Genomic DNA, 12377 nt, shown 5'->3' with positions numbered 1-12377 from the left:
GGTTTCAGCGCTCGATGCTGAACCCGGCAAAGCGGGGCAGGTCGTCGGCAAGATGCAGAAACGGCAAGCGCCGGGCTTCGAATGCGTGCAGCGTAGGCGGATAGCGTTCCGGCGCGTCCATGAAGCCAAGCGACAGATACACCTCGCCGGGCAACTGGTCGTCGCGATAGCCGATCTGGCTGCCGCAATGTCCGCAAAAGCTGCGCTCTACTCCGCCCGCGCGCCATGTTTGCGGCTGGCCCAGCCAAACCAGATCGCCTTCACGAAAGCCCACGAACGCCATGACAGGCGCTCCGGTCTGCTTTCGGCAGTCGCGGCAGTGGCAGTAGGAACACCGGAACGGATCGGCACGAGCTTCCGCGCCAATCAAGCCGCAGCGGCAAGAGCCGGTGTGGGTCTTTTCTCCGTTCATACGATCAAGCAGCCTTTCGAGGTTTCTTTGCGCCTGGCATCTTCCAGCCCAGCGCCATGCTTTTCACAGAAATTCCTTCGTCCATGACTGGCCACCAAACGCCGTCAAACATCAGTTCAATATTGGTTCGATCTTGCGAGGAAGCTTTCTCCAAAAATGGGTACCACCACAGCGGAGCCCTGATCTGTCTCGCGTCCGCAAGGGTCACACAGACCAAGGTCTCGTCGCACCATGCGTCGACCGGTCGAACTTCGTCCGTCTCGAAGTAGGCGCTGTAGTCCACGGTAGGCATCGCTAGCTGCTCAGCCCTCCGAACAGCGTCGGCAGGTCCAGCGGCCTGAAGCCGTAATGCGAGAGCCAGCGCACGTCGGCGTCGAAGAAGGCGCGCAGGTCCGGCATGCCGTATTTCAGCATGGCGATGCGGTCGATGCCCATGCCCCAGGCAAAGCCCTGGTACTCGTCGGGATCGAGCCCGCCAAAACGCAGCACGTTCGGGTGCACCATGCCGCAGCCCAGAATCTCCAGCCAGTCATTGCCTTCGCCGAAGCGCACCTCGCCCGGCCGCGAGCGGTCGCACTGGATATCGACTTCCAGGCTTGGCTCGGTGAACGGGAAATAGGACGGCCGGAAGCGCATCTTCAGGCTCGGCACTTCGAAGAAGGCCTTGCAGAATTCTTCCAGCACCCAACGCATATTGGCGACGTTGGCCGTCTTGTCGATGACCAGTCCTTCGACCTGATGGAACATCGGCGTGTGGGTGGCGTCCGAATCCATCCGATAGGTTTTTCCCGGGATGACGATGCGGATCGGCGGCTTCTGCGCCTCCATGGTGCGAATCTGCACCGGCGAAGTGTGCGTGCGCAAAAGCTTCCGTTCGCCGTCCGGCCCTGGATTGAGGAAAAACGTGTCGTGCATTTCTCGGGCCGGATGGCTTTCCGGGAAATTCAGCGAGGTGAAGTTGTAGTAGTCGGTTTCGATGTCCGGCCCTTCGGCGATCGAAAAGCCCATATCGGCAAAGATCGCGGTGATCTCATCCGTCACCTGGCTGATCGGATGGATGCGGCCGCGCTCGGCCGGCGACTGGCGCACCGGCAGCGTAACGTCGACCTTTTCGGCGATCAGCCGGGCCGAGATCGCGGCGTCCTTGAGTTCGGCCTTGCGGGCGGCGAGCGCTTCGGTGACGCGATTCTTGAGGCCATTGATCGCCGGGCCTTTCAGCTGCCGCTCCTGCGGGCTCATCGAGCCCAGCGTCTTCAGCATGTCGGACACAGAGCCCTTCTTGCCGAGGGCGGAAACGCGCACCGCCTCGATAGTCTGTTCGTCGGCCGCCGACGCTATCTCCGCCATTAGCGAGGCTTCGAGCGTATCGAGGTTGCTTATGGTCTCATTCACGATTTTGATCCGCTTGCTTCGACGGCAATCCGCCGCCGGTTACTGATCCTGTTTTCGGCATAGGAAAAACCCGCGCCAGCCCTGCCAGCGCGGGTTTCCCAAATCAAGTGTCGAAAAGCTTGGGAAGCGCTGGTCTAGGCGACAGCGCTTTCAAAAGCGTTCGGCGTGGTGTTCTTCAGATATTCCAGCGCGACCTTGGCCTGCGCCACGAGCGCGGCGAAGGCCTGCGGCTCATGGATGGCCATGTCGGACAGGACCTTGCGGTCGATCTCGATGCCGGCCTTGTTCAGCCCGTCGATGAAGCGGCCATAGGTCAGGCCGTGCTCGTGCGTCGCGGCGTTGATGCGCTGGATCCACAGGGCGCGGAAATTGCGCTTGCGGTTTTTGCGGTCGCGATAGGCGTATTGCAGCGATTTTTCGACCGCCTGCTTGGCGATGCGGATGGTGTTCTTGCGGCGGCCGTAGAAACCCTTGGCGGCCTTCAAAACCTTCTTGTGCTTGGCGTGGGCGGTAACGCCCCGTTTTACGCGTGCCATGTCATGATCTCCTTAAACGTTGTGGCCGGGGCTCAGAGGCCGTTCGGCAGAAAATTCTTGATGACCTTGCGGGCGTCGGGTTCTGCAAGAACCATGGTGCCGCGGGCATCGCGAATGAACTTGTTTGAACGTTTGATCATGCCGTGGCGCTTGCCGGCGGCAGCCGACAGCACTTTTCCGGTCGCGGTTATCTTGAACCGCTTCTTCGCAGCGGATTTGGTCTTCATCTTGGGCATTTTGCTCTCCGTTTGGGTGCGCTTGATTGCGCTTTTGTGCTTCGGGCAGACCAGGCCCGAAAAGCATTGCGAACCGCCACGGCATGCCCTGCCGGACGGTTCTGAACGCGGCGCTATTACCAGCAAGCTTGCCTTTGTGCAATAGCATGCAAAAGCGCGGAATTGGTCAGTACAACCAGAACAACACCGGTATGACCCCGACCTCCTGTCCACTCTCCACCAGTTCGAAGAAGGGTATGGAGATCAGAAAGGCCAGGCCGTCGATCAGCGTGTGATTGAAAATGCGCGGCGTAAAGGTGACCTCGGCCTGATCGCGGAAAAGCCGGGGATTGGGAAAAAACCGCGGCACCCGTGCGACGTAGTCCTTGTACGGCGCCCCGAGTACGACCATCAAATGCCGTTCCTCGCGCAGTGTGACGATGTAGAACGCGGCTGCACACAAAACCGCGGACGCCACCGCGACGATCACGCTGCCGGTCTGGGAGCCGATCCCGGCGGCCGCTATGGTGGAGAAAAAATACAGCGGATTGCGCATCACCGAATAAGGACCGGTAGCCACTACTTCCGCCGATTTGCGACCGCCAATATAGAGGATAGACCAGAGCCGGCCGCCGATCCCGATCAGGATCAGGGCGATCCCGTGCGCCTCTATGCGCTCGTGCGCCAGTTCATCGTGCAGGGAGCCGCCGAAGACCAGCAAAGTGCAAAATGCGCCGATCAGCAGCGCCAGCAGGATGCGTCGGTGCCGCTGATAGCGGCCCATTTCGTCGAACGACTTTTCACTCGGAGAACGTGCCGCAGCGGCCATGGCGTTGATTTCCCTTTGGCCGCACGGGATGCAGCGGCAACCAGCCTTTGTCGATGCAAGTTGCGGAGAAATCGTGGCAAAACAAAAGGCCGCCGAAGCGGCCTCAAGCTATCGTTCGATGCCAGCGTCAGGGCTAGCGCGGCGCCAGCACCATCATCATCTGGCGGCCTTCGAGCTTCGGCTCCGCCTCGACCTTGGCGATGGGAGCGACCTCTTCCTTGACCTTGTTCAGGAGCTGCATGCCGAGTTCCATATGGGCCATTTCGCGGCCGCGGAAGCGCAGCGTCAGCTTGACCTTGTCGCCTTCCTCGAAGAAGCGCCGCACCGCCCGCATCTTCACCTCGTAATCGTGGGTGTCGATGTTCGGCCGCATCTTGATCTCCTTGATCTCGATGACCTTCTGGTGCTTGCGCGCCTCGGCGGCCTTCTTCTGATTGGCGTATTTCAGCTTGCCGAGGTCGAGGATCTTGGCGACCGGCGGCACTGCGTTGGGGGAGATTTCGACGAGATCGAGACCCGCCTCCTCGGCGGCCAGGAGGGCGTCGTCGATCGACACCTCACCGCGGTTGCTTCCGTCTACATCGATCAGCTGAACCCGGGGAACCCGGATATCTCGGTTGGAGCGCGGGCCTTCCTTGGTAGGCGCCGCTGCTTTAAAAGGTCTGCGAATGGTCGTGGTCTCCTCGAGCCGTTTACGTTCTTGATTAGTCGATTGCGCCTATGTCGGCGCGATGCGGGCCGAGTCAATAGCACAGCGATTCCCAAAAATCACCAGAAACAAAAGGCCGCGTCGACTGTCGGGTCGATGGCATGGTCCGGTCTTTTCGCGGGAATCGAGCTGTGCCACAAGGCTTGCACCGAAGGAGCATCATATGGCGACAGGCAGTCTGGATTTCCAGGAGGTTGGCGGCGAGCAGATCGCGGTCAGGCATCTCGCCGGCCGCGAACCCGGCATCGTCTGGCTCGGCGGCTACGTTTCCGACATGAAGGGAACCAAGGCCGAGGCCCTGCACGAATGGGCCGCCGCCAACGGCCGCGCCTTCCTGCGTCACGATTATTCCGGGCACGGCGAATCCGGCGGCGACTTCGCCGACGGCACGATCTCGAAATGGCTGGCCGAAAGCCTCGCCGTGTTCCGCCGGTTCAGCGCCGGCCGGCAAATTCTCGTCGGCTCGTCCATGGGCGCGTGGATCGCGCTCAGGATGATCGAGGAATTGCGCAAGAGCGGCGAGGGCGAACGCGTCGCCGGCCTGGTGCTGCTTGCCCCGGCGCCCGATTTCACGGTCGAGCTCATGGAGCCGCAGCTGAAGAAAACACAGCAGCGCGACCTGGACAAAAAGGGCTTCTTCGAGGTTCGGTCGAACTATTCCGACGAGCCGTATGTCTATACGCGGGCGCTGTTCGAGGACGGGCGCCAAAACCGGGTGATGACCGGGCCGATCAACACCCATTGCCCCGTGCATGTGCTGCAGGGGATGAAGGACAAGGACGTTCCGCATAGCCACGCGCTGAAGCTCGTGAGCTGCATGCCGGCAGACGACGTGACCCTGTCGCTGGTGCCCGACGGCGACCACCGCCTGTCGCGGCCGCAGGATCTGGCGCTGCTGATCCGCGCGGTCGAGGCGATCCTCGCCCAGGCCGGCGCGTAGCAGATGCGCGTGTCGATCCCGATTTCGGCTTTCGTCGCGGCGATCGTCGGCTTCGGCGGCACGCTGGCGCTGATCATCGCCGCGGCAGACGCGGTCGGCGCGAGCCGGGAGCAGACGGCGAGCTGGGTCACTGCCATCTGCCTGGCCATGGCCATCGAGACGGCTTGGCTCTCTTGGCGCACCAAAATGCCGGTGATCACCGCCTGGTCGACGCCGGGCGCCGCACTCGTCGCCGCGAGCAGCGGATTTTCGATGAACGACGCGGTCGGCGCCTTCATCGTCACCGCAGTGCTCTTGATCGCCACCGGCCTGTTCAAGCCGCTGACGAGGCTCATCGCCAAAATCCCGGCCTCGGTCGCCTCGGGCATGCTGGCTGGCATCGTTGTCAGCTTCGCCATCGGCGCGGTGAAGACAATCCCCGCGGACCCGGTGCTGATCCTGCCGCTGATCGCGGCATTCTTCGCTATCCGGCTCTACAATCCAGCGCTGTCGGTGCTGGCCGTGCTGGTCGGCGGCGGCTTCGCAGCCTTCCTGACCGGCCGTGTCGGAGGCATGCCGCCGCCGGAGCTTTCCTCGCTGACGCTGATCGCGCCGGAATTCTCGGCGACAGCGATCATCGGCCTGGCGCTGCCGCTTTACCTCGTCACCATGGCCTCGCAGAACCTGTCGGGGCTGGCCGTACTGCGCGCCGCCGGCTACCACCCAGAGCCGGGACCGCTAATCTCGGTGACCGGGCTGTTCTCCCTCATCTCCGCGCCGTTCGGTGCGCTCACCACCAATCTCGCGGCGATCTCGGCGGCGATCTGCACCGGCCCCGACGTGCACCCCGACCCGGCGGAACGCTGGAAAACCGGGCCGCTCTACGCGCTCGCCTACCTCGTCTTCGCAGTGTTCGGCGCGTCGCTGGTGGCGATCTTCGCGGTGCTGCCGGAGAGCCTGATCGTGCTGGTCGCCGGCCTCGCGCTGATGGCGCCGCTCGCCAATGCGCTGTCGATCGCGCTCAAGGACGAGAGCAAGCGCATGGCCGCAACCACGGCATTTGCCGTCACCGCCTCCGGTCTTCAACTGTTCGGCATCGGTTCGGCCTTCTGGGGACTGGTGGGTGGATTGGTCGTTCTTGCGCTGGAACGAACGAAAAAGGCGTAATCATTTCCGTCGCTTGTCCGGTTTCGGGGGCCATTGCCTTGAACAATTTGTTCACAATGGCCATCTCGAATCGAAGCAGCCGGGGTTGGCTGCCTCCAACCGAAGGAACGGGAGAAAATGAACACGACCGCATTGATCCGCCCGGCCTGGACGCCGGCGACCATCGCGCTGATGGTGATCGGCTTCATGGTGTTCTGGCCGCTGGGTCTCGCCATGCTCGCCTACATCATCTGGGGCGACAGGCTTGAAGGCTTCAAGCGCGACGCGAACCGGGCGACCGACGGTATTTTCGCCGGCTGCCGCCGCGCTTCCGACAAGGCGCATCGCTGGGGCCACGGTTCGGCCCGCACCGGCAACGTCGCCTTCGACGATTGGCGCACCAAGGAACTCGAACGCCTCGACGAGGAGCGCCGCAAGCTCGACGAGATGCGCGAGGAATTCGATACTTACGTCCGCGAGCTGCGCCGCGCCAAGGACCAGGAAGAGTTCGACCGCTTCATGGCCAACCGCAACAAGTCGACTGCGCCGACCACCAAAGGCCCCGACAAGGATTCGTCCACGGGCTTGCTCGACGAGGCGTAAGCGCCTCGGCCCGACTAATGGAACGGCGTCGCTGAAAAGCGGCGCCGTTTTTCGTTAAGCGCAGGGGGACAGTTTACTTTTTGCCCCTCGACCCAGCCGTCCCAGCGGCAAAGCCCTTCCCCGGCAAGAAAGTAAACTGTCCCCGGCAGCGAATCACGTATCCTCCAAAAATGTCCTTCGGCTTCTTCCGCAATCTCGCAAAGACCAAGCCCGCTCCGGTCCGGGAGCGGGAGCACGCCGTCGCCGGCCGCACGCTGCCGCTCCGCATCGTCGAGAATGACCGCGCGCGGCGGCTGACGCTGCGGATCGACGCCGGCGGGCAGGGGCTGCGCATCACCGTGCCGCCGGGCATATCGGCGCGCGAGGTCGACCGCTTCCTCCACCGTCATCAGGGCTGGCTGGAGCAGCGGCTGGCAAAGGTACCGGACCGGCCGCAGGTCAGGCCGGGCATAAAGATCCCGCTGCGCGGCGTGCCGCACACCATCGTCCATGAACCCGGCAGGCGCGGAACCGTATCGGCGGCCATCGACGAAAGCGGGCCCTCGCTGACGGTGCATGGCGACCGGCTGCATTTGCCGCGCCGCATCGCCGATTTTTTGAAGCGCGAGGCCAAGCGCGAGATCGAGGCGCTGGTCGAAAAGCACTGCGCCAAGGTCGGCCGGCGCGCCAAGGCCATCCGCTTCCGCGACACCACCAGCCGCTGGGGCTCGTGCACCTCGGACGGCACGCTGTCCTTCTCCTGGCGCATCATGATGGCGCCGCCGCCGGTGATAAATTACCTGGTGGCGCATGAGGTGGCGCATCTCAAGGAGATGAACCACGGCCCGAAATTCTGGAAACTGTGCGAGGAACTCTGCCCCGACACCGACCGCTGCAAGGCCTGGCTGAAGCGCAACGGCGGCGCACTGCAGGCGATCGCGTTCGAATGAGCGATAGGTGGATAGTGCAAGCGGCCGCCCCAGGAGCGTTCGATTTCCAAACTCGCTACTCCCGAGTATTACTCGCTCCCTTTTAGCCGCTCATCCATAAAATCGAGAAATGCTTGAACGCGCGGGGAGCGAAAGCGGCCCTTCGGCATCAGCACCCAGAGCGAGATCCTGTCCGAGCGATTGATATCTGCAAGGATTTCGACCAGCCGACCATCGCCAACGGCTTGCCCAACCACAAAATCAGCCAGGCGAACGATGCCGTGGCCCTCAATCGCCATGTCGAACAGCATGCCGACATTGTCGCAGGCAAAGTTCCCTTTCGGCAGATATCGGACGACACTGCCATCTTGGGCTGCGAGCGGCCAGGTGGTGGGCGGGGATGCTCCCGACAGCGCGATACAATTGTGTTGCGCCAGTTCAGCAGCCGAACGCGGCGTTCCCGCCCGCGCCAGATAGGATGGGGCGGCGCAAATCAGCCGCCGGCCCTCCGCCAACTTGCGAACCACCATGTCGGACCCGGCCGACGGGCTGCCGCGAATGACGATGTCTACTTGCTCTGCGACTGGGTCTATGAGGCGGTCGGTCAGAGTGAGATCGACCGTAACCTCCGGAAAGCGTTGCAGGAATGCCGGCACCGCATGCAACAAGGTTTGCCTGGCAAAGCCGGTGCTGGAATTGATGCGCAAGTGGCCTTTCGGCTTGTTGCGAGCCGATGAAACATCAGCCTCGGTGCGGCCGATAAGCTCGAGGACCTCGCGCGCCCGCTCAAGATAGAGCGAGCCTTCCGAGGTCAGCGCTAGCCTTCTCGTCGTACGGGTCAAAAGCCGCACGCCGAGACGGTCTTCGAGACGAGACACCAGTTTCGACAGCGCCGATGGCGTGACGCGCAAATCCTCGGCTGCCTTGGCGAAGGAACCAAGGTCCACGATGCGCGCGAAGGCGTTCATGTCGTCCGATGCTGCTATATTCATGATCCTAAGTCATGAGTGTGGTCTCAATCTAATTGATTATGTGCAGCCATGGAAATGATATCGAGTGGCATGACTCTCGACGGAGGTTGCCATGCGCTCAGACATCGAAATGCCGCAACCGGCCAATCTGGTACCGTTGCCACCGATCGACTATGACCATTTTCGAGCGATTGCCGTGATTGAGCGCCGGAAGGCCATCGCTGCCTTTCCAGGCAGCGTTCGCCGCTGGATGAAGTCAACCTTTCAACGGCTGTTCTCGACTTCGCCGACTTTTCGGCCACTTCCCGCTCATGCCACCGGACATCAAAATCTGTGGCTGAAGACCGACGAGCCGCTGGCGGCGGCGCTGACCGAACCACAATTCTAGCTCTCACGGCAGCGCTACCCGGCTGGCAGTGACACGGTTTTCGCCTTTGGCACCGCGGACAATGCCCCAGATCACCTGCCGGTCCGAGCGGTCCCAGGCAATGCCCTGGCCGGTGATGTCGAGCGATATGGTTGCAGCCCAGCGCAGCATCGAGCCCGCTTCCGGCAGCGTCACCGCATAGGCCTCGGCTTTGTCATGGCCGGTGATCCATAGCCGTCCGTCCGGTCCCCAGGAGCCGCCGGAATTGCTCATGTCGCCGAATTTTTCGAGGAGCGCCTTCGGCAGGATCCATGCCTCGGCGACCCGCCATTCGTCGTCGAAACGCACGATCTGCGTGTGCTGGTTGCCATCGGCAAAGGGGATTTGCGCCAGGGGCTGGTTGTAGTTCGCGAAGGCGCCCCACCAGACGCCATTGTAAAAATCCAGCCAGGTGAGCGAACCGCGGTCGATGCCGAAACTGTGGCTACCGACGTGCCTGAGCGTCGCGGCGTCCCAGATTTCGACCGAACTCACCATCGGCCATCCGGGATAATTGGAATGGGCGGCATAAAGCTTGCCGTCGACCACCACGCCGCTATCCAAGTGAACCATCGGACCGTCGCTCGGCCCTTTCCACTCGGCAACCCGGTCGCCCGTCTTTTTGTCGTATTTGACGATCGCACGGTTATCGATGGCGTAGAAGAAGCGGTCGTCGACCGCGACTGCCTGCCGTGCTTCGGGCGCCTTGAAGGATGCAACGCGCTCGGCAGGCACGGTGATCGGCTCTTCGGCAGCTGCCGGCGCGCAAAGCAAGCTCGCCGCGACGGCGGCGGCGCGAAGAGGCCCGGCTGAGAGCTTGAGCATATGGCTTTCCCGGCACGTTGCTGCGAGCATTGCCGAATGCGACATCCTGCGGGCCCAGGATAAACGTCAAACACGCCTCGGCAAAACGGGACTGGCCTATCGGGCGCGATACGGCAAATTGCTCGACTCTTCGGCCATTTCGTGCGACTTCCCCGCAATGCCACTCGACATCAAAATCTGCGGCCTGAAGACCGAGGACGCGCTGGCCGCGGCGCTGGCCGGCGGTGCGAGCCATGTCGGGTTCATTTTTTTCCCGAAGAGCCCGCGCAACATCGAACCCGCGGAAGCTGGGCGGGTTCGTGAAGCAGCGCGCGGACGAGCCACGGCGGTCGCCGTCACCGTCGATGCCGACGACGCTGCGCTCGATGCGATCGTAGCCGCGATGTCGCCCGACATGCTGCAGCTTCACGGCAAGGAAACGCCGGAGCGCGTTGCCTATGTGAAAGCCCGCTACGGCCTCCCGGTGATGAAGGCGTTTTCCGTGCGGGAGGCGGGCGATCTCGAGCCGATCGCGCTTTATCGCGGCGTGGCCGACCGTTTTCTCCTCGACGCCAAGCCGCCGGCTGGCTCCGAGCTTCCGGGCGGCAATGGCGTGCCGTTCGACTGGCAGCTGCTTGCAGGCATCGACGCCGGCGTGGACTATCTGCTTTCGGGCGGCCTCAACGCCGCCAATATCGGCGAAGCGCTGCGGCTAACCAATCCGCCCGGCATCGACATCTCGTCGGGCGTTGAAAGCGCGCCGGGCGTCAAGGACGCGGCGCTGATCGACGACTTTTTCCGGGCGGTGCGGACGGCGCAGGCGCGAAGCGTGGCCTGACGAGTTGCCGGCAACGGCCCAAGGGGACAGTTTACTTTTTGCCCCTTACGCGACATAGCGAGCGCTCGGGCTTTTCCGGGGCAACAAAGTAAACTGTCCCCGGCGCCTACTCGCGACGATTCAGGATTTCCGATGAACAAGCCGGCAGAACCCAATTCCTTCCGCACCGGTCCGGACGAACAGGGCATGTTCGGCATTTTCGGCGGCCGCTTCGTCGCCGAGACGCTGATGCCGCTGATCCTCGAGCTCGAGCGGCACTGGAACGAGGCCAAGGACGATCCAGAATTCAAGGCGGAGCTGAACGCGCTGTCGACCTTCTATGCCGGCCGGCCTTCAAAACTCTATTTCGCCGAGGGGCTGACGCGGCATCTTCGCGAGGTTTCTTCCGCCAAGGGCCTGAGCGGCGGCGCAAAGATCTATTTCAAGCGCGAGGATCTGAATCACACCGGCTCGCACAAGATCAACAATTGCCTCGGCCAGATTCTGCTGGCCAAGCGCATGGGCAAGAAGCGCATCATCGCCGAGACCGGCGCAGGCCAGCACGGCGTCGCCTCGGCGACGGTCGCGGCGCGCTTCGGCTACCCCTGCGTCGTCTATATGGGCGCGACCGATGTCGAGCGGCAGAAGCCGAATGTCTTCCGCATGAAGCTGCTGGGCGCGGAGGTGCGGCCGGTGAGCGCCGGCCACGGCACGCTGAAGGACGCCATGAACGAGGCGCTGCGCGACTGGGTGACCAATGTCGAGGACACCTATTACCTGATCGGCACGGCCGCAGGCCCGCATCCCTATCCGGAGCTGGTGCGCGACTTCCAGTCGGTGATCGGCACAGAGGCGCGCGCCCAGATCCTGGAGCAGGAAGGACGGCTGCCCGACGCGATCATCGCCGCCGTCGGCGGCGGCTCCAACGCCATCGGCCTTTTTCACCCGTTCCTCGACGACCGCAGCGTAAAGATCATCGGCATCGAGGCGGGCGGTCGCGGGCTCGACGGCGTCGAGCATTGCGCCTCCATGAACGCCGGCAAGCCCGGCGTGCTGCACGGCAACCGCACTTACCTGCTGCAGAATGCCGACGGGCAGATCCTCGACGGTCATTCGATCTCGGCCGGGCTCGACTATCCCGGCGTCGGGCCGGAGCATTCCTGGCTGCGCGATACGGGGCGCGTCGACTATGTGCCGATCCTCGACAACGAGGCGCTGGAGGCGTTCCAACTGACCACGCGGGTTGAAGGCATTATCCCTGCGTTGGAATCGGCGCATGCCATCGCCCACGCCGTCAAGCTCGCGCCGACCATGACCAAGGACCAGATCGTGATCGTCAATCTGTCCGGCCGCGGCGACAAGGACGTCCACACCGTCGCCGGCATGCTGGGCATGGAGATTTGACGGGTCCGATCTTCGAAGGCCCCGTCAGAGCAGCGACAAGAACCTGAAAGATTTGAGCCAGACCACCGGCTGTGCTAGCTTGCCTGAACAAATCGTGGGCAATTCGATATGGTCAGACGAGAAAGCACGACAAGTGATTTGGAGACCGAGCAAGCTGGCGACCCGTCGTTTGCGAACGGGCCGCATCGCGACTACGCTTCCTATTTGAGGAGCTCCGAAGCCGAGCGCAGGCTGTTGAAAGAACGCATAGCCGAGGCAGACAAAGGCGTATTTATCTCGGCCGAGGCGATGCATCGCTGGATCGAA

At 62.8% G+C, this 12377-nt stretch carries 16 protein-coding genes; 7 read left to right on the top strand and 9 right to left on the bottom strand.

What is annotated here, in order from left to right:
- Positions 1–4: 4 nt before the first annotated feature.
- The 7 genes from G6N73_RS08630 to infC all read right to left on the bottom strand — a co-directional run bounded on the left by G6N73_RS08630 (position 5) and on the right by infC (position 4054).
- On the bottom strand, positions 5–412 hold the full coding sequence (locus G6N73_RS08630) for a GFA family protein (protein WP_165026123.1): 408 nt from the start codon (positions 410–412) through the stop codon (positions 5–7).
- A gap of 4 nt (positions 413–416) precedes the next feature.
- Complete coding sequence (locus G6N73_RS08625; RefSeq protein WP_425484065.1) at positions 417–695, bottom strand: DUF2442 domain-containing protein; 279 nt, start codon at positions 693–695, stop codon at positions 417–419.
- An 11-nt stretch (positions 696–706) separates the two neighbouring features.
- Complete coding sequence (gene pheS, locus G6N73_RS08620; protein ID WP_165026250.1) at positions 707–1792, bottom strand: phenylalanine--tRNA ligase subunit alpha; 1086 nt, start codon at positions 1790–1792, stop codon at positions 707–709.
- 146 nt (positions 1793–1938) lie between these two features.
- Entirely contained in the window at positions 1939–2340 is a 402-nt protein-coding gene (gene rplT / locus G6N73_RS08615; RefSeq protein ID WP_165026118.1) for a 50S ribosomal protein L20, read from the bottom strand.
- Positions 2341–2372: 32 nt separating this feature from the next.
- Positions 2373–2576, bottom strand: a complete 204-nt coding sequence (gene rpmI / locus G6N73_RS08610; protein ID WP_008834382.1) for a 50S ribosomal protein L35 — start codon at positions 2574–2576, stop codon at positions 2373–2375.
- 166 nt (positions 2577–2742) lie between these two features.
- Positions 2743–3384 carry a methyltransferase family protein gene (locus G6N73_RS08605; RefSeq protein WP_165026115.1) on the bottom strand — a complete coding sequence of 214 codons (642 nt, stop codon included), beginning with the start codon at positions 3382–3384 and terminating at the stop codon, positions 2743–2745.
- A 133-nt stretch (positions 3385–3517) separates the two neighbouring features.
- On the bottom strand, positions 3518–4054 hold the full coding sequence (gene infC / locus G6N73_RS08600) for a translation initiation factor IF-3 (protein ID WP_165026247.1): 537 nt from the start codon (positions 4052–4054) through the stop codon (positions 3518–3520).
- Between the two features lie 202 nt (positions 4055–4256).
- Between infC and G6N73_RS08595 the strand changes: the two genes are divergently transcribed.
- The 4 genes from G6N73_RS08595 to G6N73_RS08580 all read left to right on the top strand — a co-directional run bounded on the left by G6N73_RS08595 (position 4257) and on the right by G6N73_RS08580 (position 7690).
- Entirely contained in the window at positions 4257–5033 is a 777-nt protein-coding gene (locus G6N73_RS08595; RefSeq protein WP_165026112.1) for an alpha/beta hydrolase, read from the top strand.
- Positions 5034–5036: 3 nt separating this feature from the next.
- The gene (locus tag G6N73_RS08590) at positions 5037–6179 is read left to right on the top strand and encodes a benzoate/H(+) symporter BenE family transporter (RefSeq protein WP_165026110.1); all 1143 of its coding nucleotides are present in this window, start codon (positions 5037–5039) and stop codon (positions 6177–6179) included.
- Between the two features lie 117 nt (positions 6180–6296).
- On the top strand, positions 6297–6761 hold the full coding sequence (locus G6N73_RS08585) for a DUF2852 domain-containing protein (protein WP_165026107.1): 465 nt from the start codon (positions 6297–6299) through the stop codon (positions 6759–6761).
- A gap of 170 nt (positions 6762–6931) precedes the next feature.
- Positions 6932–7690, top strand: a complete 759-nt coding sequence (locus tag G6N73_RS08580) for a M48 family metallopeptidase (protein ID WP_165026105.1) — start codon at positions 6932–6934, stop codon at positions 7688–7690.
- A gap of 68 nt (positions 7691–7758) precedes the next feature.
- Here the strand turns inward: G6N73_RS08580 and G6N73_RS08575 are convergent, their stop codons facing one another.
- The gene (locus G6N73_RS08575) at positions 7759–8661 is read right to left on the bottom strand and encodes a LysR family transcriptional regulator (RefSeq protein WP_246251772.1); all 903 of its coding nucleotides are present in this window, start codon (positions 8659–8661) and stop codon (positions 7759–7761) included.
- Between the two features lie 91 nt (positions 8662–8752).
- Here G6N73_RS08575 and G6N73_RS08570 point away from each other — a divergent pair, with 91 nt between their 5' ends.
- Positions 8753–9028, top strand: coding sequence for a hypothetical protein (locus G6N73_RS08570; protein ID WP_165026103.1), 276 nt, complete (start codon positions 8753–8755; stop codon positions 9026–9028).
- A 3-nt stretch (positions 9029–9031) separates the two neighbouring features.
- Here the strand turns inward: G6N73_RS08570 and G6N73_RS08565 are convergent, their stop codons facing one another.
- Complete coding sequence (locus tag G6N73_RS08565) at positions 9032–9871, bottom strand: cycloisomerase (protein ID WP_165026101.1); 840 nt, start codon at positions 9869–9871, stop codon at positions 9032–9034.
- A 157-nt stretch (positions 9872–10028) separates the two neighbouring features.
- On the opposite strand from G6N73_RS08565, the gene G6N73_RS08560 reads away from it, so the two are divergent.
- Together G6N73_RS08560 and trpB are read left to right on the top strand one after the other, a co-directional pair.
- Complete coding sequence (locus G6N73_RS08560) at positions 10029–10688, top strand: phosphoribosylanthranilate isomerase (RefSeq protein ID WP_165026099.1); 660 nt, start codon at positions 10029–10031, stop codon at positions 10686–10688.
- A 132-nt stretch (positions 10689–10820) separates the two neighbouring features.
- Positions 10821–12071: a tryptophan synthase subunit beta gene (gene trpB / locus G6N73_RS08555; RefSeq protein ID WP_165026097.1), complete on the top strand. Its 1251-nt coding sequence runs from the start codon at positions 10821–10823 to the stop codon at positions 12069–12071.
- Positions 12072–12377 lie beyond the last annotated feature (306 nt).

The sequence above is a fragment of the Allomesorhizobium camelthorni genome (genome assembly GCF_011045125.1).
Lineage (GTDB): Bacteria > Pseudomonadota > Alphaproteobacteria > Rhizobiales > Rhizobiaceae > Allomesorhizobium > Allomesorhizobium camelthorni.
The sequence above is the reverse complement of the archived record's forward strand: the minus strand, read 5'-3'. Positions and strand labels throughout refer to the sequence as shown.

Bases quoted from the DNA above. Each gene is read 5' to 3' on its own strand.
- G6N73_RS08630 (WP_165026123.1), bottom strand. From the start codon at position 412: ATGAACGGAGAAAAGACCCACACCGGCTCTTGCCGCTGCGGCTTGATT.
- rplT (WP_165026118.1), bottom strand. From the start codon at position 2,340: ATGGCACGCGTAAAACGGGGCGTTACCGCCCACGCCAAGCACAAGAAG.
- rpmI (WP_008834382.1), bottom strand. From the start codon at position 2,576: ATGCCCAAGATGAAGACCAAATCCGCTGCGAAGAAGCGGTTCAAGATA.
- G6N73_RS08605 (WP_165026115.1), bottom strand. From the start codon at position 3,384: ATGGCCGCTGCGGCACGTTCTCCGAGTGAAAAGTCGTTCGACGAAATG.
- G6N73_RS08595 (WP_165026112.1), top strand. From the start codon at position 4,257: ATGGCGACAGGCAGTCTGGATTTCCAGGAGGTTGGCGGCGAGCAGATC.
- G6N73_RS08590 (WP_165026110.1), top strand. From the start codon at position 5,037: ATGCGCGTGTCGATCCCGATTTCGGCTTTCGTCGCGGCGATCGTCGGC.
- G6N73_RS08585 (WP_165026107.1), top strand. From the start codon at position 6,297: ATGAACACGACCGCATTGATCCGCCCGGCCTGGACGCCGGCGACCATC.
- G6N73_RS08580 (WP_165026105.1), top strand. From the start codon at position 6,932: ATGTCCTTCGGCTTCTTCCGCAATCTCGCAAAGACCAAGCCCGCTCCG.
- G6N73_RS08575 (WP_246251772.1), bottom strand. From the start codon at position 8,661: ATGAATATAGCAGCATCGGACGACATGAACGCCTTCGCGCGCATCGTG.
- G6N73_RS08570 (WP_165026103.1), top strand. From the start codon at position 8,753: ATGCGCTCAGACATCGAAATGCCGCAACCGGCCAATCTGGTACCGTTG.
- G6N73_RS08565 (WP_165026101.1), bottom strand. From the start codon at position 9,871: ATGCTCAAGCTCTCAGCCGGGCCTCTTCGCGCCGCCGCCGTCGCGGCG.
- G6N73_RS08560 (WP_165026099.1), top strand. From the start codon at position 10,029: ATGCCACTCGACATCAAAATCTGCGGCCTGAAGACCGAGGACGCGCTG.
- trpB (WP_165026097.1), top strand. From the start codon at position 10,821: ATGAACAAGCCGGCAGAACCCAATTCCTTCCGCACCGGTCCGGACGAA.